The sequence below is a fragment of the Collinsella aerofaciens genome, from assembly GCF_028207065.1.
GTDB lineage: Bacteria > Actinomycetota > Coriobacteriia > Coriobacteriales > Coriobacteriaceae > Collinsella > Collinsella aerofaciens_AR.
Genome location: NZ_JAQLFP010000004.1, coordinates 59,667 through 84,980, shown reverse-complemented (window position 1 = coordinate 84,980; position 25,314 = coordinate 59,667). Strand labels below are relative to the sequence as shown.

Sequence of the window (25,314 nt, the reverse complement as noted above, 5' to 3'; positions counted from 1 at the left end):
CTGGAATACCATCCAGGCGGCCTTCGCCATACATGACTCAACTAGTCGTTACTTCTTATTGCGCATCTGCGCTTCCATCTGGCGCAGCAGCTCCATATCGGACTTAGGACCGCCCGTACCCAGACCACCCATGCCGCCCAGACCCATAGCGTCCAGACCGGGGATATTGGGCATGCGCATCTTTTTGCCCTTCTTGCCCTTTTTGCCCTTCTTGCCGCCGGCCTGCGCCTGATTGGCCATCGTGCGCATGCGGCCCATCATCTTGTTCATCTCGCCCCACTGCTTCATAAGGCTATTGACCTCGGTGGGGGTCACGCCGGCGCCCTTGGCGATACGCGCGCGACGCTGGCCGTTGATGATAGAGGGACGCAGGCGCTCCTCCTTGGTCATCGACATGATGATGGCCTCGTTCTTGTCAAAGATGCCCTCGTCCAGGTTGCCGCCCATCTGGTTGAGCGCGCGCTGGCCACCGGGAAGCATGCCCAGAATGCCCTTCATGCCGCCCATCTTCTTGACGGCCTTCATCTGGTCGAGCATGTCGTTCATGGTAAAGCCCTCGCGCAGCATACGCTCGGCAGCCTCGAGCTGCTCGGCGTCGGCCGCCTCCTGGGCCTTCTCGATAATGCCGACGACGTCGCCCATACCCAGAATGCGCTTGGCCATGCGGTCGGGGTAGAACGGCTCAAGCGAATCGGGCTTCTCGCCCATGCTCACAAACTTGATGGGCTTGCCGGTCACCTGGCGCACGGAAAGCGCGCCGCCGCCACGGGCATCGCCGTCGAGCTTGGAGATGATCACGCCGTCAAAGTCGGTGCGCTCGGCGAAGGTCGAGACGACGTTGACAATATCCTGGCCGGTCATGGCATCGACGACCATCAGCACCTGATCGGGCTTGACGGCCTTCTTGATGTCCACGGCCTCCTGCATCATCTGCTCATCGATCTGAAGACGTCCGGCGGTATCGACGATGACCACGTCGCGCAGGTGGTCGACGGCCTCCTGGATGGCGCCCTTGGCGATATCGACCGGGTGCGCACCGTCGCCGCGGAAGACCGGTACGCCGATCTCGCCACCGAGCGTGGCCAGCTGGTCGGCAGCAGCGGGACGGTAGACGTCGCACGCGGCGAGCAACGGCGAGCGACCCTGCTTCTTGAGCAGGTAGGCCAGCTTTACGGCAGCCGTGGTCTTACCGGAGCCCTGCAGGCCCACGAGCATGATGACATTGGGAATACGGTTGCTAAAGACGAGCTTGCTCTCGGTGGAGCCGAGCATCTCGGTAAGCTCGTCGAGCACGATCTTGACGACGTTTTGCGCCGGAGAGAGCGACTCCATGACCTCTGCGGTCATGCAGCGCTCCTTAGTCTTGGCGACGAACTCCTTGACAACCTTAAAGTTAACGTCGGCCTCGAGCAGCGCCATGCGAATATCGCGCATGGCCGAAGTAATATCGGCCTCGGTCAGCTTGCCCTTGCCGCGCAGGCGGTCAAATGTGTCGTTGAGGCGATCGCTCAGGGAATCAAACACTAGTCACTCCTTAATTGGACTCGCCCACCAGGGCGCGGCAGAAATCTTTGGCATTGAACTCCTGCAGGTCATCGACCTGCTCGCCCACGCCGATGCGCAGGATCGGGAGCTTGAGCTTCTCGGCCACGGCCATGGCGATGCCGCCCTTAGCCGTGCCGTCGAGCTTAGTCATGATAATACCGTCCAGGCCCAGCGCCTCGTTAAACTCGAGCGCCTGGTTCAGACCGTTTTGGCCCGTCGCGGCGTCGGTCACAAGCACGACCGAAACCGGCATGGGACCGGCGGCCATATTGGCGGCGCGCTTACGGGTCACATTGACCACCTTGGCAAGCTCGCGCATGAGCTCAGGGCTCGTGTGTAGACGGCCGGCGGTATCGATAAGCACCAGGTCGCTGCCGCGCTTGTCGGCCTCGTCGAGCACGTCGTAGCAAACACTTGCCGGGTCGGAGCCGCGGTCGCGCTTGATGACGGGGACGCCAGCGCGCTGGCCCCACACATCAAGCTGCTCGATGGCGGCGGCGCGGAAGGTGTCGGCCGAACCGATCACCACGTTCTTGCCGCGGGCAGCCATGGCGCTCGCGATCTTGCCGACCGTAGTGGTCTTGCCGGCACCGTTAATGCCCACAAACAGCACGCAGCTCGGCGTATCGGAGAACGGATCTCGCTCGATGGGCACAAAGTGCTGCTCAAGCTGCTCGGCCAGGGCGCGGCGAAGCTGCGGAGCGGTCTTGAGGTTCTTCTTGGCCGCGGCATCGCGCAGGTCATCGGAGACCTTGATAGCGACCTCGGCGCCCATGTCACCCATTACGAGGGTGTCCTCCAGGTCCTCCCAAAAATCCTCGTCGACCTCACCGCCAAAGTAGAAGACCTCGTTGAGGGCCTCGCGGCTGCGCTCAAGTCCGCGCGAGAGAGCATCGAAGAATCCCATTATGCATTCACGACCTTTCCGGTTTCGCGATCGAGTTTTTGCGAGACGACGCGACTGACGCCGTCGGCTTGCATCGAGACGCCATAGAGGACGTCAGCGTCCTCCATAGTACGGCGCTGATGCGAGATAACCAAGAGCTGCGTATCGGAACGCAGCACATCGAGGGCTCCGATGAGCTTGGACAGGTTAGCGTCATCAAGCGCCGCCTCGACCTCGTCCAGCACATAGAACGGAACCGTACGTGTGCGGTACACGGCAAAAAGCAGGGCGAGCGCCGTCAGACTCTTCTCGCCGCCCGACATGAGCATCATCTTGGTGATGCGCTTGCCGCGCGGCTGCGCCACGACCTCGATACCCGTCTCGGCAGGATGCTCGGGATCGGTCATCTCCAGATGAGCCTGGCCGCCCGGGAAGAGCATAGCGAAGATCTCGCGGAAGTTCGCATCGACCTTCTCAAACGTCACCAGGAAGGCCTTCCGCATCTTGCGATCAATGGCCACCGTGATCTTGGTGAGCGCCTTGCGCGCGCTCTCCAGATCGGCCAGCTGCTCCTCGATGTAGTCGGCGCGGCGCTTGAGCTGCTCGTACTCCTCCATGGCAACTTGGTTAACGGGACCAAGGTTGTTGATCTGGCGCACAAGCTGGTTGAGTTCGCGCTCGGCGGCATCGCGGTCCGTGGGCACCGGAAGCATGAGCGCTTCCTCGAGCACCGTCGTGCCATCGGCGGTAATGGCCTTGATGGCAGCCTCGACCTGCACCTCGAGCTTGCCACGCGCGACCTTGAACTCGTTTTGCGCGGCGGAGGCGGTATCGACTCGCTCCTTAGCGCGGGCAACCTCTGCCTTGGCATCCTCGATGGTCTTCTTGAGCGAAGCGGAGTCCGCCTCCTCCAGAGAGGCCTGGTCACGCAGGCGCGCTGCCCAATCCGACGCGCGTTCCAACAGGGCAGAATAGCGTTCGTGCATGGGGTCGACGCGCAGGCGCAGCAGCTCGAGCGAGCGCGAAGCCTGGCGTGTTCCGCGGATACGACGGTCGATGCCCTCAAGACGATGCTCAAGGTCGGGCACGCGGCCCTTCAGCGAACGCAGGCGCTCGCTCGTCTGGGCCAGGCGCACCTTGGCATCGGCGAGCTTACCGGCGGCCTCGGAATCGTCACGGCGAACGCGATCGAGCTCATCGTTGGCCTCGGCAATCTGGAGACCCAGGTCGCTTGCCTGTGCACGCGCCTCGTCACGCGAACGGGTGAGCTCGTCAACGCGCGGGCGCGCGGCACGAACGGCCTCGGCAGCCTGCTCGCGGCGCTTGGAGATGCGCACGCGCTCGACCTCGGCATTGTTGGCGCTTTGCTCCAAGCGGCCGATCTCGGAGAGCAGCGAGCGGCGCTCGCCCTCAAGACGGGCGATCTCACCGGCGGCATCGCCCTCGGCGGCACGGGCCTCCTCGACGGCAACGTTGGCCTCGACGACTTGGTCCGAAGCATGCTCAAAGATGGCAGCCAGATCGGGTTCCAGGCCCTCGAGCTCACGGATGCGGCGCTTGCGCTCCAAGGCACCCAAAGCCTCGCCGGCATCAAGCCCCACGCGCACCAGGCCGCCGCAGGCGACGCGGGCGCCATCGGGGGTCACGTAAGTCACGCCTTCAACGACCGGCGCCGACAGCGCGGCAGCAAGATCGTCAACGACGTAATAGCCGCCGAGCAGCGCCTCGACGACGGGACCGTAGCCTGCGCGCACGGACAGACGATCAACCAGACGGGTACCGGAGGCGCCCTCAGCGGCGGTAGAGCCGCTCACGCCGCGCGCCACCAGCAGTGCCTCGCCCGAGGCCTTCTTTTGGTCCAGAGCCGCACGACCGGCACGCTCAAGCGTGGCGGCGTCATCAAACAGCAGCGCATCGATATCGCCGGCGAGCAATTGCTCAACCAGGCCCTCAAGCTCGCGCGGGGCCTCCAGCACGTCGCCCAGACGACCCAAGACATCGTCGCCCAGCGCACCCACCAGACGGCTCACGAGCGGCGAGCTGTCGGCCATGCGGGCATCGAGTTTCTTTTGGCTGGCAAGCTCCGAGCGCACCTCGGATAACTTGTTGCGTGCCTCGCTCTCACGGGCACGCAGGTCCTTCAGGGCCGCGCGTGCCGTCTCGGTGGCCTCACGCGCATCGACCTGAGCCTGGCGCGCTTCCTCAAGAGCGCCCTCAAGCTCCTCGGCGCGGTCGCGACGGCTCTCGAGCGAAGCCATGACCTCCTCGAGCTGCTCGTCGATCTGCTCCAGGCGCGAGGCATACATGTTGTCCTCGACCTCGGCATTGCTCAGCGAGTCCTTCACCTTGGCGAGCTCGAGCGCGGCGTTGTCGGCCACGCGCTGCACATCGCGTTGCTCACGCGTAAGCTGCGAAATCTGATTGTCGAGCGCCACGCGCCGCTCGTGGAGCTCTGCGGCGGCAGGACCAGCGGCGTCAACGTCCTCCTGGGCCTGCATGTGCGCGCCGGTCACTTCCTCAAGCTGCGCACGCGCGTCCTCGAGCTCCTCGACCACGCGACGACGCTGATGCTCGGAGCTCGAAATCTGCCCGCGCATGTCAGACAGGCGCGACACCATGTTGTGACCCTTTTCCTCGAGCAGGCGCATGTCGGAGTTAATACGGCCGACCACATCTTGCATATGGCGGCGCTGCTCGCCCAAGTCGCCCACAAACAGGCCCTTTTCCTCAAGCATAACCTGGAGCTTCTCGAGCTCGCGCTCCTTTTCACCCATGCGGTACTGCGCAAGCTCCAGCTCGGCAGCACCTTCCTTGGAGCGGCTCTCCAGGTCGTTCCACTGCGACTGCAGCGAACGAAGCTCATCGACAGCCAGCATCTGCGTAAGCTCGTTCGCGCGCGAGGACAGCTCTTTGTACTTGCGCGCGCGATCGACCTGACGCTCCAGCGGTCGCAGCTGACGGGCGATTTCCTTATTGATGTCGCGGGCACGCATCAGGTGCTCGTCCATCGACTTAATCTTTTTGAGCGCTCGCTCCTTGCGGCGCTTGTGCTTGGAAATGCCGGCGGCCTCCTCGATGAGGGCGCGACGCTCCTCGGGGCGGCTCTGCAAAATGGCGTCGAGCTTGCCCTGGCTGATGATGGAATGCGTATCCTTGCCCAGGCCCGAATCGTGCAGGATGTCCTGAATGTCCATCAGGCGGCACGGACTCGAGTTGATGAGGTACTCGCTTTCGCCCGAGCGATACATGCGACGGGTGATGGCGACCTCGTCAAAGTCGACGGGCAACATATGGTCCGAGTTATCGAGCACCAGCGTGACCTCGGCGACACCCACCGGCTTGCGCGCCGACGAGCCCGAGAAGATGACATCCTCCATGGCCTGGCCGCGCAGCTGCTTGGCGCTCTGCTCGCCCAGGACCCACAGAATCGAGTCAGAGATGTTCGATTTTCCCGAGCCGTTTGGACCGACGATGACGGTCAGGCCCGGCTCAAACGTCATATGGGCGCGGTCGGCAAACGACTTGAACCCCTTGAGCGTAAGGGACTTGAGATACACGGTTCCTCGCTTACACGTGCTTCTTGTTCAGAATCACGCCGTTGGTGGTGTAACCCATGCGGTCGAGCGCTTCAAGCGCGGCAGCTCCCTCGGCTTCCTTCTTTGAGGAGCCGGAGCCGCGACCCTGGCGAATACCATCGATCAAAACCACAGCGGTAAAGGTGGGCGCATGCGCCGGGCCCTCGGAGCCAACGAGCTTGTACGCCGGGGGCTCGTGACCGTCGGCTTGCACGCACTCCTGCAAAAACGACTTGGGGTTCGCAGGATGCTCGGCACGCTCGGAAGCCAAATGCGGCTTAAGCGTACGGTGAATGAACTCCGCCGCAACGTCCCAGCCGGCATCCAGGTACAGCGCGCCCACGAGCGACTCATAGACGTTCTCGAGGGCCGAATGCAGGCCGCGCGCACCGGTACCGGTCTCGGAGGCACCAAAGATAATGATGTCGTCGATGCCCAACTCGTGAGAAACCTCGGATAGCGTGGCGCCCGAGACGAGCGACACCTTCAAGCGAGTGAGCTTGCCCTCGTCAAACTCGGGATAGGACTCAAACAGGGAGCGTGCGACCACAGCGCCCAAAATGGAATCGCCCAAGAACTCAAGGCGCTCATAGCTGGCAGAAACCGGCTGGCCCTCGACTGCCGAGGGATGCGTAAGGGCCGCGCGCAGCAGCACCTTATTGTTGAACTCGTGGCCCAGGATTTCCTGGGCGCGCGTAAGTCGTTCGGATAAAGCCAAGACTTAGGCCTCCTTGGCAGCTTCGATAGCGTCGACGGCGTCGGCGACAGAGTTGAGCGAGAGCAGGGTCTCGTCATCGATCTCGAGGTTGAACTCGTCCTCGATAGCCGTAACCAGCTGCAGGCGCTCGAGCGAGTTGGCATCGAGGTCGTCAAAGGTGGTCTCCTCGCTAATTTCGGCAACATCGACGCCCAGAACGTCAGCAGCGACCTCGGCGATCTTGTCGAAGATTTCGGAGCGGTCCATAGCGCTTCCTCTCATAGTACATGAATACCAAAAGAATGGTACCGCCCGGGCGGTACCAAGACACGGTTCTGATTCTACCCCACGACGTGCGCCGCGAAGCACATAACAGCGCTCTAACTCGCTCTTACAAAACGATACTGTCCATAGAGTTGGCGACATTCTCGACCAGCCCGGCGCGCACGGCTTCGGCCGCCGCGAGCGTACCGTTTTTGACAGCCTCGACCGAGGTGGCGCCATGGCCGATCAGGACCACGCCGCGCAGGCCCAGAAGAATCGCGCCGCCCTTGGCGTCGCCAGAGAGCTTGGCCTTAATCTCGCGCATCTGCTTTTTGATGAGCAGCGCGGCGATCTTGGTGCCGAGCGAGGCCATAAAGGCGCCCTTGAGCTCCTGCAGCAAAAACTTGGCAGCGCCCTCGGTAGCTTTGAGAGCGATATTACCCGACATGCCATCGGCAACGACGACATCGAAGTTACCTGAGGTGAGGTCGGTGCCCTCGCAGTTACCAACAAAACCGGGAACGGCGGCCTTCATAGCAGGGAAACAGGCCTTGGTAAAGTTGGAGCCCTTCTCATCCTCGGTGCCATTGGCAAGCAGGCCCACGCGAGGATGCTCGATGCCCAGGACGACGCGGGCATAGGCGCTACCCATCTGGGCAAAACGCACCATGTCATCGACCTCCACATCGGGGTTGGCACCCATGTCGCACAGCATCGTCAGACCGCCGGCGCGATTGGGCAGTGCATTGGTGAGGCACGGACGCACCGGCTGCTTCTTACCCTCGGCCTGATAGCGAAACGGCGTCACGTAGGCGGTAGCGGCAGCGGTCATGGCGCCGGTGGAGCCGGCAGAGAAGAACGCGTCCGCGTTACCCTTCTTGATAGCGCGGCAGGCAAGCACGATCGAGGACTTGCGCTTGGTCATCACGGCTCGAATGGGATCGTCATCCATGGCGATGACATCGGGCGCCTCCAAGGCCTCAACGCGAGCGTGAGCCGCGGCAAAGGGGTTCACGAACTCTGCGGGACCGACGGCCAAGACCTCGATATCGGGATCCGCCGCAAGCGCCGCCTCGATACCGTCGAGGACAACCTGTGGCTTCTCGTCTCCACCCACAACGTCTACACAAACGCGAACGTTACTCATATACATGCTCCTTATACAAAAATGGCCGACTCATTAAGCCGGCCATTGTGGTTCCAGTTGGAACGGCATCGCATCCAGAGTATACAGTTACTCGGTAACGATAACCTCGCGGTCCTTGTAGAAACCGCAGCTGGGGCACACGTGGTGCGGGAGCTTAACAGCACCGCAACGGGGGCACGTGGACTGAGCCGCAGCCGAGATCTTCATGTTGGCGGAACGGCGGGTGTGAGTGCGGATACGACCCTGCTTTTGTTTAGGTACGGGCATAGTGACCTTCCTTATGAACTATCCAGTGTGGCGATTACGCGCAAGTAGCGATACTACCACAGTTTTACTCGTCAAGCTTGAGATTCTTTAATGCTGCAAATGGATTTTCCGTGGCAGCGGCCCATTCGGCCTCTGCTTGAGCGGCGCAATCGCATTGCTCGACGTTGAGATTGATGCCGCAAGTGGGGCATAGGCCGCGGCAATCGGGCTTGCACAGGACAACGAACGGCGTGTCCATGACGACCGCGTCGTTGATGGGCTCACCCAGATCGACGATGCGATCCTCGCCCAGCAGCTCGTAGCCATCTTCGTAGGCCTCGGGGTCCTCGGGCTCGTTAAAGAGATAGAATTCCTCGATCTCACCGGCAATATCAAACGAAGCAGGCTCCAGGCAACGGTCGCACTCACCGGTTGCGTGCGCGCGGACCATGCCCGTAAGCAGAACACCGGTGCCGGCATTGGTAAAGACCACATCGTAATCAATGCCGTTCTGCAGCTGGTACTCCTTCTCGCCCACCGTATAGGTGGCAACATCGACCTTACCGGTCAGCGGGTACGAGTCTCCGGGAAACTCGAGCTGCTCGGAAAGATCGACGGTAACGCTCGGGAACTCAGCCATTACCACTGACCATTCTGCTGGGCGGCACCCTCGTTGAGCTGCTGACGGCAACGGGTCACCGTGCCGGTCAGGCTCTTGAGGTTCTCCTCGAGGTGCGTAAAGACCTGCTCGGCGTAATCCTCGGCGGCATAGCGCGTCTCGCGCTCATACTGCTGGGCACGATCGCGAATGTCGTCGGCCTGCTGCTGAGCTAAGCGGACAATCTCCTGCTCACCGGCAATGGTAAGGGCCTGCTGCTGAGCATCGGCGATGATGGAATCGGCCTGAGCGGCGGCGGAAGCCATAAGCTCCTCGCGCTCCTTGAGGATACGGCGGGACTTCTGCCATTCCTCGGGATAGCTCATGCGGATCTCGTCGAGGATGTTAAAGAAGACGTCGGCGTCGATAACCTTCATCTGGGCGTTCTTGCCGAACGGCGTCTTAGCCTCTTCGATGAGCCCCTCGAGCTCGTCGACAAGACTCACGATCCTGTCGCCAGGAAAATTCTCGCCCGGCATCCGGTCTCCTTTCATAGGTAACATATCATCGAGTTAGTTTACCACATGCCACCAGGCATTAAAAAACGTCACGAAAAGCGATGTTTGAGCGCCTTGACCACATTGGGCGGAACAAAATTAGAGACGTCGCTACCGAGCGAGGCAATCTGGCGAACCACCGAGCTCGAGATATAGCCGTACTGCGGCGCGCTCATGACGAAGATGGACTCCAGCTCGTTATCCAGGCGGTAGTTGAGGTCGGCCTGCTGCAACTCGTACTCAAAGTCGGTCATAGCACGCAGACCCTTGACCACGGCTCCTGCTCCCTGTTCGCGGGCAAAATCGACCAAGAGGCCGGTGAAGGGTAGCACCTCAACGCCGTCAATATCACCGAGCGCCTCACGTGCCAGCGCCACGCGCTCATCGAGCATAAAGGTGGTGCCCACGCCGTTTTTTCCCTGCGACTCGGCAACGGCCACGATCACGCTGGGGAAAATGCGGCGGGCACGGCGAATCACGTCGATGTGGCCAAACGTGATGGGATCGAAGGTGCCCGGGACGATTACGCGGTTAATGGTGTCACTCATGAGCATCCTCCGTGGGTGCGTCGCTATCGTTGCCATCATCCTCGCCGTTACCAACCCAACGAAGCAGGTCGACCGAGGTAATGCCGTAACGCTTCTCGCGCACGGTCTCAAAACCTGCCGGATGCGCACCCGCATCGGCGGCAGCGTGCTCAAACAGCGCATAGGCACCCTGCGCCAGCAAGTCCTGCTGGGCCAAGTTCTGCAGCAGCTCCTCGACCGGCTCGGCGCCATAAGCATAGGGCGGGTCGAGCAGGACCAGGTCAAAGGGACCGCCCGGCACGCGGCCGCGCGAAGCGCTTGCCAGCACGTCGCCGCCCACCACACGCCAACGCGCACGGTCGCGGCACAGCGACTCGATATTCTTGGTAATCAGACGAGCAGCGTTGCGATCGATCTCGAACGTGGTGAGCGAGCGGGCACCACGCGAGAGCATCTCTAAACCTAAGGCACCGGAGCCGCCAAAGGCATCCAGCACGCGGACCTCGTCCAGATCAAAGTCGAATGCCGACATGACCATAGATGCGCACGCCTCGCGCACGCGATCGGTCGTAGGGCGGGTGACATCGCGACCACGGGGCTCCTCGATCTTACGACCGCGCCATTCGCCGCCGATGATTCTCATCCTCCGCTGACCTCCTTAAAGATGTGTCGATACCGCATGGCGACCGCATCGCGCAAGGGGCGCGTCGCCACGGAGTCAAGGTTGCAAGCATACCGCAAGAGCTCGACCGCGTCCAAATGGGCCCACTCGATCAATTCCTCATCGGCGTCCAGGTCCACAAAGCGCAAGGTCACGCCGCCATGCTGGCGGTAACCAAGAATCTCGCCCTCGTGGCGCAGACGCAGGTCCATCTGGGCGAGCGTAAAGCCGTCCGAGGTCTTCTCGAGCGACTGGAGGCGTTCCTGTGCCGCCGACGCGCCGCCGTTGCCCTTGGAGTGAGTCATGACCAGGCACGTACCCGACACGCTGCCGCGGCCTACGCGCCCACGCAGCTGGTGCAAGGCCGCCAACCCAAAGCGCTCGCCATTCTCGATGACCATTACGGTGGCGTTGGGCACGTCGACGCCCACCTCGACCACCGTAGTCGAGACGAGCACATCGATTTCGCCACGCTTAAAGGCATCGATGACCCGGTCCTTCTCCCCCGCAGGCATGCGACCATGAAGACGCTCGATGATAAGCCCCGGTAATGCCAGACGGAGGCGATCGAGCTCGGTCACCGTGTCATGCAACGGCACGGGAACGGTCACGCGACCTTCGTCGTCGCGAGCGATGCCGGGCACGTCTTCGAGCTCATCAGCCGAATCGCTCGGCTCCACGAGCGGACAGATTACGTAGGCTTGCTGCCCCTTTTCGTGCGCCTCGCGAATGGCGCCATAGGCCAGGTCGCGACTCGACTCGGTAAGGACGCGCGTCGTCACGCCGGCACCCGGAACGGGACGATGGCGGATGATGCTCGTATCAAGGTCACCGTACACCGAAAGCGCCAGCGTGCGCGGGATCGGCGTGGCAGTCATGACCAGCAAGTCGGCGCCCGGGCCCTTGGCACGCAGGGCATTGCGCTGGCCCACACCAAAGCGGTGCTGCTCGTCGATGACGACAAGCGACAGATGCTTAAACGCCACGTCATCCGAAAGGACCGCATGGGTACCAAAGAGCACGTCGAGCTCGCCCGATTCCAGCTGCGCATGGATCTGCTCGCGCTCGGCCGCCGGCGTGGCACCCGTCAGGAGCGCCCAGGACATGCCAGCCTGCGAGAGCAAGGGGCCGGTCTTATCGGCATATTGACGCGCCAGCACGCCCGTAGGCGCCATAACGCAGGACTGAGTACCCGAATCGGCCGCGACGGCCAGCGCGCAAGCGGCGACGGCCGTCTTGCCGGTACCGACGTCGCCCAGCAGTAGGCGGTTCATCACGCGCCCGCCATCGCACATGTCGTGCAGGATGTCTTGGAACGCGGCCTCCTGCTCGTCGCTCAGCGAAAACGGCAGGGCCTCCTTGAGCGCCGCCAGGTGCCCGCCCGCGGCATGCGCACAAGGCACCACGTCGACCATACCGCCATCGTTGCGCAGACGCAGTGCGAGCTGCAAGCAGAGACACTCCTCGTACGCAAGACGCCGGCGTGCGATGTCGCGCTCGGCAATGCTCGAGGGAAAGTGGATCGAGCGCAGCGCACGGGCATTGCTCATGAGCTTCCGCTTTGCGCGCAGCGGCGCGGGAATGGGATCAAACGGATTGGCAGCCACTTCGAGCGCACCGCTCACGATACGGCGCATCCATGCCTGACTCACGCCATCACTCACGTAGTGGACCGGCAAAATGGTACCCGCGGCACGCCCGTCCTCGAGCTTTTCAAAGTGGGGCGAGGCCATCTGCTTAAAACCGTAGGCAAACTCGACCTTGCCCATCACGGCCAGGCGGTCGCCCTGCTTAAGCTGTTGGGCAATCCAAGGCTGACGGAAAAAGGCAACCTGCAGCACGCCCGTCTCGTCCACGAGCGAGACCTCAGTCACCTGCATACGCGGACGGGGCTGCTTTTGGACAATACGATCGACCGTGGCGATGATGGTACACACGGTACCGATGGGCGCCATCTCGATGGACCACGAGCGAGTGAAGTCCAGGTAGCGATGAGGAATATGGAGAAGGAGGTCCCCCACCGTCCGAATTCCCAGACGGCGAAGGGCCTCCTCACGTTTACCCGAAACATATTTGAGTCGCGCGATATCCTCGTCGAGCGCATTGCTCTGGGCAAAGCGCTCCGAGACGCGCGGCACGGAGCACAGCTCGGACATGGGCAGTTGCCTACTCGATCGAGAAGATCACGGGATAGAGCGGCTGCTCGCCACGATGGGCGTCAATCTCCAGATCGGGCTGAGCCTCCTCGATAGCGTCGACGATCTCCTGGAAGGCCTCATCGGACAGCTCCTCGCCGGCCAGAATCGTCAGCGCGTCGCCCTCCTCTTCCTCCTGCATGCGGTTGATGCAGTCGAGCGTGACCTGCTTCACGTCGGAGCCGACCACGTCGATGGAGCCGGCGATGATACCCATGACGTCACCGGAGTGAATCGGAGAACCGTCAGAGGCACTGGAGTCGCGCACGGCGCGGGTGACCTCGCCATCGCGGACCTCGCTGATGGCGTCGACCATGGCGGCGACGGCATCCTCGAGCTCGGAATCGGGCAGGACCGCGAACAGCGCGGAGAAGGCCTGCGGGACGGTCTTGGTGGGAACGACGGCGACCTTCTTGTCGGTGCAGGCTGAGGCAGCAGCCTCAGCGGCCATGCGGATGTTGCCGTTGTTGGGCAAGATGATGACCGAGGTCGCGTTGACCTGGTCCACCGCGCCCAGCAGGTCGGCGGTCGAGGGATTCATAGTCTGGCCACCGGACACGATCACGTCGACGCCGAGGGACTTGAGGATGTCGGCCTCGCCGGAACCGGCGGCAACGGCGACAAAGCCCAGCGCCTTGGCGGGCTCGGCGGCCTTTTCCTGATCCTCGTGGATCTTGGCGGTACGGTCGTGGGCCTCCATCTCCATGTTGTGGATAAAGACCTCATAGATCTGACCGAGCTGCAGCATGTGCTCGAGCACCAGGTTGGGGGTGTTGGAGTGCACATGGATCTTGTAGTCGGGATAGGCGCCCACGAGTAGCTCGCAGTCGCCCATGGAACCCAGGAACTTAAGGCACTCGTCCTCGTCAAACGGGGCGTCGGCCTTAAACAGGAACTCGTTGCAGTAGCGGAACTCCGAGCCCTCCCAATCGTCGTTGGCCTCGATCTCAACGCGACCAAGGGCCGCGTCGCGGGCAGAGCCAGCGGAATCAAACGTGGCGGAGAAATCCTCGACAACGGTACTGCGGCCAAGTGCTGCAGCCACAAAGTTCTCAAGGAAGATGGCGAAGCCAAAGGCACCGGAGTCGACCACGCCGTTCTCCTTCAGAACGGGCAACAGATCGGGTGTGCGGGCGACGGACTGGTACGCCTCAACGACGATGGCATCGAGCGCATCCTCAGCCGAGAACTTCTTCTTCTCGCACTCATCGGCCTTGGTCGAGACATCGCGCAGGACCGTGAGGATCGTGCCCTCGATGGGCTTGCGGACAGCCTGGAAGGCGACCTTGACGGCGCGACGGAAGGCAAAGGCGATGTTGGCAGCCGTAATAGGCTCATCGGCAGAGACGAGGCCCTCGGCCACACCGCGCAGAATCTGCGAGGTGATGACGCCGGAGTTGCCGCGGGCACCCATCAGGGAGCCGTGGGTGATGGCGCCGGCGATGGCTTCCATGTCGGCGTCGGCAGGAAGAGCAGAAAGCTCCTTGGTCACCGAGGCGAGCGTGAGCGACATGTTGGTGCCGGTATCGCCATCGGGTACGGGGAAGACGTTGAGCTTGTTGATCTCCTCGGCCTTGTCGGAAACGGCAGCCGCAGCGATCGGAAAACAGGTGCGAATGGTCTTTGCAATCATGGGTATTTGAATCTCCGTTTTCGGATGCTAGTTCAGACGGCTCTTGAGCGCGTCGATGTGGATGCCGATCTTAAGGCTGGCGGGATCGATCTGGGCGATCTCCTGCAGAGTGAAGGCAACGGAGCTCGAAAGATTGTGGCAGACGGACTTCATGTTGACGCCGTTCTCGAGCACGACGTGAAGATCGACCGTAAGGCCGTTCTCGTCGGCGGAGACAAGCACGCCCTTGCGGAGGCGCTGACCGGCAAGCAGGCGCACGCTCTCGGCGCCCTGGAGCTGCTCAGCCATACCGACGACGCCATAGCACGTCATCGCGGCATAACCGGCAATATCGGCAATAACGTCGTTCGAGACACTCAGGCTGCCGTTAATGGTCTCAGACACAAGAATCTCCTTATCTGGTGCTCGCGGCACCATCTCGTGGGAGCAATCATTGCATTATTCTACAACGAGCGCGCCATGTTGAGGTGGTGGGTCGCGGGATTACATCCTCGACACGAAATGTTGATATGGCAACGTTCGCGCCAGGTGATCGCGGCAGAAAAAAACCCGCCGCATAAGCGACGGGTTTTACAACCTGGCTCCCCGGGTAGGACTCGAACCTACAACAGCGCGGTTAACAGCCGCGTGCTCTACCATTGAGCTACCGAGGAATTTAAAAGCCCTACGAAATGGGCTGAGAAATTCTGGCTCCCCGGGTAGGACTCGAACCTACAACAGCGCGGTTAACAGCCGCGTGCTCTACCATTGAGCTACCGAGGAATAGGTGCGTGCTCTCAAGCAACGAAGTTTATTATACGGACGATTGGGCGAAGGGCAAGAACTTTTTTAAGAAATTTTCTCGCCTTGATCCCTTGGGGACGGGCTAACTGCCGGCACCGGCAACGGAAACGCCGATGTTTTAACAATGCCAGCGAGCGGGCACCAGAGCGAACAAATTGGCATGAAAAGAGGACGGCATAGACCTTCTGGTCATGCCGTCCTCTTTGAATGACAAGTTGTCGCTCTGGTGTCCGCGCAGCGTCGGCCAGTTACGGCGTTTGGTAAAACGCCGTAACTACTAAGACTCGATGTAGTCCTTCAACTTGCTAGAGCGGCTCGGGTGGCGAAGCTTGGCCAGGGTCTTGGACTCGATCTGGCGGATACGCTCGCGCGTGACGCCAAACTCGCGACCGACTTCCTCGAGCGTGCGGGGGTGTCCGTCAACGAGACCAAAGCGCAGCTCGATAACCTTGCGCTCACGATCGGCAAGCGAATCGAGCACCTGGGTGAGCTGCTCCTGCAGCATGGAGAAGCTGGCCGCATCGGGCGGAACGATAGCCTGGGAGTCCTCGATGAAGTCGCCCAGCTGGGAATCCTCTTCCTCGCCGATCGGGGTCTCCAACGACACGGGCTCCTGCGAAATCTTCTGGATCTCGCGGACGCGGTCGGCGCTCATGTCCATCTCGGCACCGATCTCCTCGGGGGTCGGGTCGCGGCCCAGATCCTGGAGGAGCTGGCGCTGCACGCGGACGAGCTTGTTAATGGTCTCGACCATGTGCACGGGAATACGAATGGTACGGGCCTGGTCGGCAATAGCGCGCGTAATGGCCTGACGAATCCACCACGTGGCGTACGTGGAGAACTTGAAGCCCTTCTGGTAGTCGAACTTCTCGACGGCGCGGATCAGACCGAGGTTGCCCTCCTGGATCAGATCCAGGAACAGCATGCCACGGCCGACATAGCGCTTGGCGATGGAGACGACCAGACGCAGGTTTGCGCTGATGAGCGCCTGCTTGGCCTCAAGACCAACGTTCTCGATACGCGTAAGACGACGCATCTCGGCACGCGTGAGCTCGATCTCGCCAGCCTCATTTGCCTCGAGCTTCTCGGTAGCCTCGAGACCGGCCTCGATCTTCATGGCCAGATCGACCTCTTCAGATGCGGTCAGCAGGTCGACCTTACCGATCTCCTTGAGGTACATACGAACCGGGTCGCCGGTCAGCATCACCGTGGAGGCGTCGATACCACGCACGCGCGAACGCGAACGGGACGTGCGCACGGTGCGCTTCTTTTTGCTCTTGGAAGAACCCATCTCGGCGTCGGCCTGACGGGCCATCTTAAGCTCGTGATCGTCGAGCGAGCCGGAATCGTGCTCGTCGTCGTCATCAAAATCGTCGGTATCGTTATCGTCATCGTCGACGTCCATCGGGGCGTCGTCGTTTCCGCTCGCGGAGATAATCTGGATGCCGCTGTTGCGCAGCGCGGAATACACCGCGTTGAGCTGCTCATCAGAGACATCGATATCCTTCAGGGCGACCTGAATCTCGTCCTCGGTTACCGAAGTCCTGTTTGAGCCGTTGCCCATGAGCTTTGCAACGTAGGATTCCAGCCCAGTACCCGTGCTCTCAGTCTTTTTTGGCACAGATTCTCCCTTCGTAGTCCACAGGACTCAATACTTTAGCACACACATAGACGTCTATACCCAAAATAAAGACAGGATATTGGCGAGAATACGCTGGTTGACCACAACATCTAGGCCTGATCGGCACCTGCGGTCTCCAAACCGATCAAACGGAACGGGTCGGCCACGCCACCGATCGACTTTTGGAGCTCGCGCTGGCGCTGCGAATCTTGCATCGCCTGCATCGTCAGCACGCGACGGGCCTCATCGTCGAGTGAACGGTTCTGACGCAACTTGGCCTGCGCGGCTCGCATGCGACGCTTGATGGTGTAGAGCTCGAGCGTATCGAGCATAAAGACGATGTTCGTCTCGGTCGGGTGCTTACTCGTTGCCGAGATGCGCCCGGCGCTGACAAGGGAGGCCGCCTCGGGACACACCGCGCGCGCCGCATCCATGCAGGCCGCAGGATCGGTGCCCGGCGGCATCGCGAGCACGGCCCACGCAATGGACTCGTGACGCGGATCGACCCATTCGATAGAACAAATGCGGTCGGCATACGTGCGGAACAGATCGGGGTAGCTCGTGAGCATCGTCAGCAGCTCGCGCTCCCCCGCTAGGGATTTCCGCTCCAGATCGGTCAAAACAATCGGCATCGAAGGAGCTGCCGCCGCGTTTGAACTATCGGCAACAGGCGCAGCGCTTTCCATCCCCGCTGGCACATCGATTGGCGGCAGATCCTCGTCGACCTCCACCGGCGCGGCCCCATAGGCATCAACCGGAACGTAGTCGTACGGGTCCTCTTCGACCGGTGCGGACACCGGTGGCGTCGCACCCGCGGCCCAGGCACCGCGACCGGCACTGCGCGCGCCAGCCGCACCGCCGCCCGAGCCTCGACCCTGCGAACCGCCCGCGCGCTCAGCTTGCGCGCGTTGACGCTCGTAGCTCTGCTCACGCCGGCGCTCGGCATCCTCGCGCTTGGCGACATCGCGAAACACACGGCCCGAACTCGCGCGCACGGTCTCCAGGTCCAAACCTAACAGGTCGGCAATCTGGATAAAGTATGTGTCGATCATATAGCTGTCGCGCAGCGGATAGATGAGCGTCAGCGCATCCTCGAGCGCCTTGGCACGACCGCCCGGTGTGGTAATGTCGCTCGACTCCTGCAGCGAACGGTAGACAAAGTCCATGAGGGGCTCGGCGGCATCGATGCGCGCCTGAAGCTCCTGGCCGCCATGCGCCGTGATGAACTCCATGGGGTCGTTGCCGTCGGGCAGCACCACGCAGCGCAGGTCCATCGAATCCTGCTCGATAAACTGAATCGCGCGGCGAGCGGCCTTTTGACCGGCGGCGTCGCCATCGAACATATAGACAATGCGCTTGGCAAAGCGGGTGAGCGTCTTGACGTGATGCTCCGTGAGCGCGGTGCCCAGCGTGGCGACAACGTTTTTGATCCCCGCCTCCCAGCAGGCGATACAATCGGTATAGCCCTCCACCACGATGGCGGTATCCTGCGCGACGATAAACTCCTTGGCCCAGTTAAAGCCGTAGAGATTTCGTTTTTTATGAAACACGCTCGTCTCGGCGGTGTTGAGGTACTTGGGTTGGCCGTCACCCATGATGCGACCGCCAAAGGCAATGTTGTGACCCTGCTCGTCAAAGATGGGAAACATCACGCGGTCGTAGAAGCGGTCGGCAAGCTGCCCGCGCCCGCGGCTCACGGCAACGTTGGCGTCGATCATCTCCTGCGGGGTAAAACCCGCCTGGGACAGGTGCGACACCAGCGCGTTGCGGCCCGGTGCAAAGCCCAGGCAGTAGCGGCGGCAGACGTCGCCACCCATACCACGGCTGGCAAAGTACTCGCGTGGACGGCCGTCCTTACCGCGCATAAGCATGGTGTGGTAGAACTGGGCGGTCTCGGCACACAGATCGTAGATGCGGGCACGCTTGGTACCGCGCTCGCGACGATCTCCGGTGTCATGCAGCTCAATACCCGCACGATCGGCCAAATATCGGATTGACTCGGGAAAGCTCAAGTTCTCGCGCTTCATGATATAGGTGAAGACGTCGCCACCCTCGCCGCAGCCAAAGCAATGCCACACCTGTGTGGCAGGGATAATGTGGAAGGACGGCGTCTTTTCGCCATGAAACGGGCAGCAGCCCCAAAACTCATGGCCACGGGGCTTGAGCTCAACCGTTTCCTGCACGATGGCAACCAGGTCCGACGCCGCGCGTACCTGATCTTTTTCCTCATCGCTAATCACGGATACTCACCCCCTGCTCACCCAAGTTATGACGTATATCGTCGATATTACCCTCGACGGTCGCGATAAGCTCATCCAGGGAATCGAACACGCGAGACGGACGCAGCCAGCGCGTAAACGCCAGCGACACGGAAGCGCCATACAGGTCGCCCGCATAGCCGATTAAGTTGGCCTCGAGATGCGCCGAGGCGGCATCATCGGCATAGGTCGGCGGCAGACCGACGTTAACGGCAGCAGGCCATACGGTATCGTCGACCAGCACCAGACCCTCATAGACGCCATCGGCAGGCACTTGGATGCCGTCGGGCACCTGGATGTTTGCCGTGGGAAATCCCATGTCGGAGCCCTCGTGACGGCCAGCCGCCACAACGCCGCGCACCATATAGGGACGGCCGAGAAGCTCGGCAGCCAGCTCCACATGACCCTGGGCCAGCTCATGGCGGATGCGCGTGGCACAGATGGTCTGCCCGTTAACGCAGAGCAGGTCGTGACCGTAAACGTCAACCCCACGCTCAACACCCCAGGCGCGCATCTCGGCAACGCCCGAAGCGCCGCCACGGCCGAGCCTAAAGTCGCTGCCTACACGAATGGAGCGAATGTCGACAACGCGCGACAACAGCGCCAGGAACCCGACATGGTCGAGTGCCGCCACGGCGGGTGTAAAGGGAACGGCCACCACCGCATCGACCCCGGTTTGAGCCAGGGCGTGCAGGCGGTCGGCCGTCGTCATCAATTTTTGAGCGGGCGAAGGACTCACCACGACGTCCGGATCAGGATCGAAGGTGACCACGACCGCTTTGCTGCCGTGACCATGCGCATCGCGAATAACCGCGTCGATCAGCTCTTGGTGTCCACGATGCACGCCATCAAACACGCCAATGGCGATCGACGCGGCACCCAAGAACTCGCACCCATCAAATACATCGGCAGAAACGATACGGGCCTCATCCAACTCACCCGCGAAAAAGACACGCGCGAGCTCGTGGGGCGCCAGCATCATCGAACACCGCCGATCGCCTGCGGAAAGACGTGCTCCATCACAAAGCGGCCACCCTCGATGCGGGCCAGCGCCTTGAGCCCCCCATCAAGCACGAGCGCGAACGGCGCCTTCGCCGTATCGAAGTCCACAAGCGCGCGTTCAATGGGAATGCGGCGACCACAAAGCAGGTCGTCTGCAAGATTGCCCGGCAAATCGACACGCGTGGCACCAAGGGCGGCGATGGGATCCAGAGCAAAGCCAGCCGCGGACTCGGGAGAAAGCTCCTCAACCGCATGACAGGCGCCAATGGAAACCACGCCGGAGGCCGTGCGGCGCAGCGCGGAAATATGCGCAGCGCTATCGCAGGCGCGACCCAGATCGCGAGCAAGCGCGCGAATGTAGGTGCCCTTGCTTACCGAAAACGCCACGGTCCAGACGCACGTATCGCCTTCGCCGCACACGGCGATCAGGTCGGCGGCATAGACCTCGACAGGGCGCGGAGGTAGGTCCACCGCATTGCCCTCGCGAGCACTCTTATAGGCGCGAACGCCATTGACCGAGATGGCCGAAAACGCCGGCGGCACCTGCATCTGCGGGCCAAGCATAGCGGCCAGCCGCTCACGGGCGTAAGCGAGATCGCGCAGCTCGGGGACAACGGGCACCGTGCGGACGGCCTCGCCCTCCGCGTCATCGGTATTGGTCTCGACGCCAAACGAAATGTCGGCGACATAACTTTTGGTATCGAGGGTTAGCATGCCCAGCAGCCGGGTCGCCTGGCCCACGCCCACCACCATGACACCCGAGGCCATGGGGTCGAGCGTACCGGCATGGCCGACGCGTCGCTCATGGAGGGCGCGTCGGCACTGCGATACCACGTCGTGGGACGTACAGCCCACCGGCTTATCGACGGCGAGCAGCATATTCAATTGAGAAGGCGTACGACGAGCCATGTACCATCCAAAATGTTAGAGCTCGACGGTCACCGAAGCGGGATCCTCCCCTACCAGCTCGGCCAGCATGGGGAGTGCCGCGGTGAGCGTCTCGAGAATCGTTCCGTTGTTAGAGAAACCAGCGGCCGCGGGATGTCCGCCACCGCCAAAAGCAGCAGCGATCTCGGAAACATTGAGGTCGCCCTTGGAGCGCAGGTTGCCGCGTACCTTGGTATCGCCCTCAATGCCCTTCAGGAACAGGCAGACCTCCACACCCATCACCGAACGCACCACATCGACCAGGCCGTCGCACTCGTCCGAAGTGACGCCGCAGGCCTCGAGGTCGCTCTGATACGCATAGCTATATGCCACGCGTCCGTGCGCCACTGTCTTGATGCGACCCATAACGATGGACTTGAGATGCAAGAACTCTACGCGCATGCTCTGGTAGACCTCGAGCGCAACGCGCGCCGGATCGGCACCGTGCGCGACCAGGCGCGAGGCGGCGTGAAACGCAGCGGCATCGGCGTTTTGATACTGAAAACGACCGGTATCGGTCACCAGGCCGCACAACAGGCAGGTCGCGACACCATCGCGAGCCACAATGCCGCAATTATCCAAAAAGCGGTCGATGATCATGGCACAGGCCGCGGCATCGACGCACCTCAGGCTCAGCTCGGCAAATTCCTCGCGCGCCGGGTGGTGATCGAAGCACACCACATGCGACGAGCGGCGGAGCACCTCGGCGGAGTTGTTCAGACGCTCGACGACCGGCACGTCCACCGAGATGAACAGGTCCGGATTGCCGGTATACGCAGATGCCGGCACCAGACGGTCGGCGCCCTCCATAAAGCGGTAGATGCGCGGAACCGGGTCATCGTCTGCCAGCAGCAGGGCAATGTCCTTGTTGGGAAAAAACTTCATAAGCGAGAGGCCCAGACCCAGCACGGAGCCCAGGGCGTCGCCATCGGGAGACGTATGTCCCGAAATCGCAATGGAGGACGCACCCTCGATGAGCTCAAGGATGCGTCGCTGAATATCTGCAGACTCGCACGATGCAAGGTCGGCGGAATTACTCATCTAAAGCTGCCTCCTGGGCGGCATCCGCAATTGGATAGCCGTCCTCGTCCTTTTCGATCGCAAGCGTGGCGGGAACGTTTTCCAGCGCACGCGTGATGCGCTCGGCCTCATCGGTCGAGCGATCGATGCGAAAATCGAGCTCGGGCGTGACGCGCCAATCGAGCGAGCGGGCCAGCAGGCTACGGATGCGGCCCTTGGCGCTGGCGAGCGCCTCCATGACCTCGTCGTAGCGGCTCGCGTCGCACGACACATACACACGCGCGAACGAACGGTCCACCGCGACCTCGACCGCGGTCAGGGTGACCAGGTCGAGACGCGGATCGGAAACCTCAAAGAGCAGGATATAACCGAGCTTCTCGCGAAGCTGCTCGCCCAAACGGCGGGTTGCCTGCGTTTGCTTCATAGCGCTACCCCCTACTCGGTACGGGCAACCTGGTCGATGCGGTAGCCCTCAATGGTGTCGCCAGGCTTGATGTCCTGGAAGTTCTCCAGGCCAATACCGCCCTCGGAGCCGCTCTTGAGGCTCTTGGCCTCGTCCTTGTAGTGGCGCATCGAGGCGATTTTACCGTTGAAGACCACGATGCCGTCGCGCACCAGGCGCACGGAATCGGTCGCGGCGATCTCGCCCTCTTCGACGCGGACACCGGCGGCGATACCGACCTTGGGCACCTTGAAGGTGTCCAGAACGGTCGCGGTACCCGTGGAAACCTCGACCTCGGTGGGCTTGAGCATACCGATACGGGCTGCGTCGAGGTCCTCGAGGCACTTGTAGATGACGTCGTAGCAACGGATCTCGACGCCCTCGCGCTCGGCGGCGGAGCGGGCCTTGCCGTCGGGACGGACGCCAAAGCCGATGATGATGGCGTTGGAGGCGTCGGCCAGAACGACGTCGGTCTCGTTGATGGCACCAACGGCGGAGTGGATCGTGTTGATGCGCACCTCGGACTGGTCCATCTTGTCGAGGGAGTCCTGAAGGGCCTCAATAGAACCCTGGACGTCGGCCTTGATGATCAGGTTGAGCTCCTTGACCTCGGCGTCGGCGATGGTCTCGAAGAGGTTCTCGAGCGTCACATGCTTCACGCGGCTCTGCTCCTCGATGCGGGCCTTGAGCGAACGCTCGTCGGCCAGGGCGCGAGCCTCGCGCTCGTCCTCGAACACGCGGAACTCATCGCCGGCGTTGGGGACGGACTGCAGGCCCAGAATCTCGACGGCGTCGGAGGGACCGGCCTCGGTGACGGCGTTGCCCTTGGGGTCGAGCATGGCGCGGACGCGGCCGTAGGTAAGGCCGGCGACCAGCGTATCGCCCACGTGCAGGGTACCGCGGGTCACGAGCACCGTGGCAACCGAGCCGCGGCCCTTGTCGAGCTTAGCCTCAAGGACGTTGCCCGAAGCGAACGTATCGGGGTTGGCCTTGAGCTCGAGCACGTCGGCCTGGAGCAGGACGGTCTCGAGCAGGTCGTCGATACCGATCTTCTGCTTGGCCGAGATGTTGACGAACATGTTCTGTCCGCCCCACTCCTCGGGGATGATGCCGTACTCGGTGAGCTCCTGGCGCACGCGGTCGGGGTTGGCACCCGGCTTATCGATCTTGTTGACGGCGACGACGATGGGAACACCGGCGGCCTTGGCGTGGTTGATCGACTCGATGGTCTGGGGCATGACGCCGTCGTCGGCAGCCACGATCAGAATGACGATGTCGGTCACCTTGGCGCCGCGGGCACGCATGGCCGTAAAGGTGGCGTGGCCGGGGGTGTCGATGAAGGTGATCTTGCGGTCATTGATCATGACCTGCGAAGCGCCGATGGCCTGCGTAATGCCGCCCGCCTCGCCGGCAGCGACGCCGGTGTGACGGATGGCGTCGAGCAGGCTCGTCTTGCCGTGGTCGACGTGACCCATGACGGTGACGACCGGGGCGCGCGGCTTAAGGTCGGCGGGATCGTCGTAGAACGAGAAGGTGTTCTCCTCCTCGGGGGTGATGATCTTGATCTGACGGCCCAGGTCGTCGGCAACGAGCTCGACAAGGTCGTCGGACATGGACTGCGTCATGGTAAGCGGCGTACCCAGCAGGAACAGGCGCTTGATGATGTCGTTGGCCGGAACGTCGAGCGCCTCGGCGAGCTCCTGGACGGTAACGCCCTGGGAGACCTTGATGGCGTCGAGGTCCTCGGGGTTCACGCCCTGGGCCAGCGCCTCCTCAATCTTGCGCTCTTCCTGAGCCTTTGCGGCCTCGCGCTCGCGCTTCTCCTTGCGCTTTTTGCGACGACCAGTGGACTCGCGAGAGGCCTCCTCGACGGCGGCACGAGCCTCCTCGAGCACCTTCTCGCGACTGTACTCCTCGGCCTCGCGAGCCATGCGGCTGTAGTGGTCCTCTTCGTTGTTGTGACCGCCCTTGCGCTTCTTGCCCTTGCCCTGCTTGTCGGGGTTGGGGAAGTCCATACCGGCAGCGACGTTGTTGCTGGCATTGGTGCGATGGCTGTGCGGGCGGTTCTCGGAGGCGTTGCGCTCGGAGTTGTTGTCGGAGGCGTTGCGATCGTTACGACGGCCACCGCGACGGTCGTTGTTGCCACCACGACGGTTGCCGCGCTCGGCAGCGCGCTCGGCCTTGGCCTTCTGCTCGGCGTCCTTCTTCTCCTTGAGCACGGTCTCCTGTGCGGCGATCTGGTCGAGCAGAGAGCGGAAACGCGAACCGGAGTCGGAAGCGGGAACGGCGCGGCGCTGGGCCTCGCGGGCGGCCTCCTCCTTCTCGCGAGCAAGACGCTCCTGCTCGGCCTTCTTCTTGGCCTCGGCCTCGGCACGGGCGGCCTCCTCGGCAGCCTGGGCGGCGGCGAACTGACGGCGCTCCTCCTCGCGTGCCTTCTCGGCGGCGATGCGCTCGCGCTCGGCCTCGGCAGCGCGTGCTGCCTCCTCGGCGGCAGCGGCCTGCTCCTCGGCCTGCTTGGCGGCCTCGACTTCCTGGGCGCGGGCCTCGATCACCGAGGCGAGCTGCTTGCGGACCATGGCGACGTAAGCGTCCTCCAGGGCGGAGGAAGCGGACTTAGCGGGAATCTTCATTTCGGCGAGATGACCCATCAGTTCCTTAGAGGTCATGCCGAACTCTTTGGCCAGGGTGGACACACGGACTTTTGCCATATGACTTCACCTACCCTTTCTG

21 protein-coding genes and 2 tRNA genes are annotated in these 25,314 nt (G+C 62.3%); all 23 read right to left on the bottom strand.

Annotation, left to right across the window (positions count from 1 at the left end):
- Positions 1–48: 48 nt before the first annotated feature.
- The 23 genes from ffh to infB all read right to left on the bottom strand — a co-directional run bounded on the left by ffh (position 49) and on the right by infB (position 25,292).
- Complete coding sequence (gene ffh, locus PMX72_RS02450) at positions 49–1,524, bottom strand: signal recognition particle protein (RefSeq protein WP_117637757.1); 1,476 nt, start codon at positions 1,522–1,524, stop codon at positions 49–51.
- Between the two features lie 10 nt (positions 1,525–1,534).
- Positions 1,535–2,452, bottom strand: a complete 918-nt coding sequence (gene ftsY / locus PMX72_RS02445; RefSeq protein WP_271729815.1) for a signal recognition particle-docking protein FtsY — start codon at positions 2,450–2,452, stop codon at positions 1,535–1,537.
- Positions 2,452–5,988 (bottom strand): chromosome segregation protein SMC, encoded by a 3,537-nt coding sequence (gene smc, locus PMX72_RS02440; RefSeq protein ID WP_271729814.1) that lies wholly within the window; start codon positions 5,986–5,988, stop codon positions 2,452–2,454. The genes ftsY and smc overlap by 1 nt, the downstream gene beginning before the upstream one ends.
- Positions 5,989–5,998: 10 nt before the next feature.
- Positions 5,999–6,724 carry a ribonuclease III gene (rnc, locus tag PMX72_RS02435; protein ID WP_055286400.1) on the bottom strand — a complete coding sequence of 242 codons (726 nt, stop codon included), beginning with the start codon at positions 6,722–6,724 and terminating at the stop codon, positions 5,999–6,001.
- 3 nt (positions 6,725–6,727) lie between these two features.
- The gene (locus PMX72_RS02430; RefSeq protein ID WP_055286398.1) at positions 6,728–6,970 is read right to left on the bottom strand and encodes an acyl carrier protein; all 243 of its coding nucleotides are present in this window, start codon (positions 6,968–6,970) and stop codon (positions 6,728–6,730) included.
- Positions 6,971–7,094: 124 nt separating this feature from the next.
- Positions 7,095–8,114, bottom strand: coding sequence for a phosphate acyltransferase PlsX (gene plsX / locus PMX72_RS02425; RefSeq protein WP_271729813.1), 1,020 nt, complete (start codon positions 8,112–8,114; stop codon positions 7,095–7,097).
- Positions 8,115–8,201: 87 nt separating this feature from the next.
- On the bottom strand, positions 8,202–8,381 hold the full coding sequence (gene rpmF, locus PMX72_RS02420; RefSeq protein WP_022094017.1) for a 50S ribosomal protein L32: 180 nt from the start codon (positions 8,379–8,381) through the stop codon (positions 8,202–8,204).
- Positions 8,382–8,445: 64 nt separating this feature from the next.
- Positions 8,446–9,000: a YceD family protein gene (locus PMX72_RS02415; RefSeq protein ID WP_117637762.1), complete on the bottom strand. Its 555-nt coding sequence runs from the start codon at positions 8,998–9,000 to the stop codon at positions 8,446–8,448.
- Positions 9,000–9,497, bottom strand: coding sequence for an ATP synthase subunit B family protein (locus tag PMX72_RS02410; protein ID WP_022094019.1), 498 nt, complete (start codon positions 9,495–9,497; stop codon positions 9,000–9,002). The genes PMX72_RS02415 and PMX72_RS02410 overlap by 1 nt, the downstream gene beginning before the upstream one ends.
- Positions 9,498–9,565: 68 nt before the next feature.
- Complete coding sequence (gene coaD / locus PMX72_RS02405; RefSeq protein WP_099431641.1) at positions 9,566–10,063, bottom strand: pantetheine-phosphate adenylyltransferase; 498 nt, start codon at positions 10,061–10,063, stop codon at positions 9,566–9,568.
- On the bottom strand, positions 10,056–10,685 hold the full coding sequence (rsmD, locus tag PMX72_RS02400) for a 16S rRNA (guanine(966)-N(2))-methyltransferase RsmD (protein ID WP_271729812.1): 630 nt from the start codon (positions 10,683–10,685) through the stop codon (positions 10,056–10,058). Before rsmD ends, coaD begins: the two co-directional genes overlap by 8 nt.
- Positions 10,682–12,859 carry an ATP-dependent DNA helicase RecG gene (recG, locus tag PMX72_RS02395; RefSeq protein WP_271729811.1) on the bottom strand — a complete coding sequence of 726 codons (2,178 nt, stop codon included), beginning with the start codon at positions 12,857–12,859 and terminating at the stop codon, positions 10,682–10,684. Before recG ends, rsmD begins: the two co-directional genes overlap by 4 nt.
- 10 nt (positions 12,860–12,869) lie before the next feature.
- Positions 12,870–14,531: a DAK2 domain-containing protein gene (locus tag PMX72_RS02390; protein ID WP_161115842.1), complete on the bottom strand. Its 1,662-nt coding sequence runs from the start codon at positions 14,529–14,531 to the stop codon at positions 12,870–12,872.
- A 27-nt stretch (positions 14,532–14,558) separates the two neighbouring features.
- Entirely contained in the window at positions 14,559–14,948 is a 390-nt protein-coding gene (locus PMX72_RS02385; RefSeq protein ID WP_187361832.1) for an Asp23/Gls24 family envelope stress response protein, read from the bottom strand.
- A 161-nt stretch (positions 14,949–15,109) separates the two neighbouring features.
- Positions 15,110–15,184, bottom strand: a tRNA-Asn gene (locus PMX72_RS02380).
- A gap of 34 nt (positions 15,185–15,218) precedes the next feature.
- Positions 15,219–15,293, bottom strand: a tRNA-Asn gene (locus tag PMX72_RS02375).
- 298 nt (positions 15,294–15,591) lie between these two features.
- A complete protein-coding gene (rpoD, locus tag PMX72_RS02370) occupies positions 15,592–16,935 on the bottom strand; it encodes an RNA polymerase sigma factor RpoD (protein ID WP_271729226.1) in 1,344 nt (447 codons plus the stop codon).
- Between the two features lie 110 nt (positions 16,936–17,045).
- A complete protein-coding gene (dnaG, locus tag PMX72_RS02365) occupies positions 17,046–19,175 on the bottom strand; it encodes a DNA primase (RefSeq protein WP_271729227.1) in 2,130 nt (709 codons plus the stop codon).
- Positions 19,168–20,175 (bottom strand): riboflavin biosynthesis protein RibF, encoded by a 1,008-nt coding sequence (gene ribF, locus PMX72_RS02360; protein ID WP_233539712.1) that lies wholly within the window; start codon positions 20,173–20,175, stop codon positions 19,168–19,170. Before ribF ends, dnaG begins: the two co-directional genes overlap by 8 nt.
- Positions 20,172–21,104, bottom strand: a complete 933-nt coding sequence (gene truB / locus PMX72_RS02355) for a tRNA pseudouridine(55) synthase TruB (protein ID WP_271729228.1) — start codon at positions 21,102–21,104, stop codon at positions 20,172–20,174. Before truB ends, ribF begins: the two co-directional genes overlap by 4 nt.
- A gap of 15 nt (positions 21,105–21,119) precedes the next feature.
- The gene (locus PMX72_RS02350; RefSeq protein ID WP_271729229.1) at positions 21,120–22,163 is read right to left on the bottom strand and encodes a DHH family phosphoesterase; all 1,044 of its coding nucleotides are present in this window, start codon (positions 22,161–22,163) and stop codon (positions 21,120–21,122) included.
- On the bottom strand, positions 22,156–22,566 hold the full coding sequence (gene rbfA / locus PMX72_RS02345) for a 30S ribosome-binding factor RbfA (protein ID WP_117647311.1): 411 nt from the start codon (positions 22,564–22,566) through the stop codon (positions 22,156–22,158). The genes PMX72_RS02350 and rbfA overlap by 8 nt, the downstream gene beginning before the upstream one ends.
- Before the next feature lie 11 nt (positions 22,567–22,577).
- A complete protein-coding gene (gene infB / locus PMX72_RS02340; RefSeq protein WP_117779148.1) occupies positions 22,578–25,292 on the bottom strand; it encodes a translation initiation factor IF-2 in 2,715 nt (904 codons plus the stop codon).
- Positions 25,293–25,314: the final 22 nt, after the last annotated feature.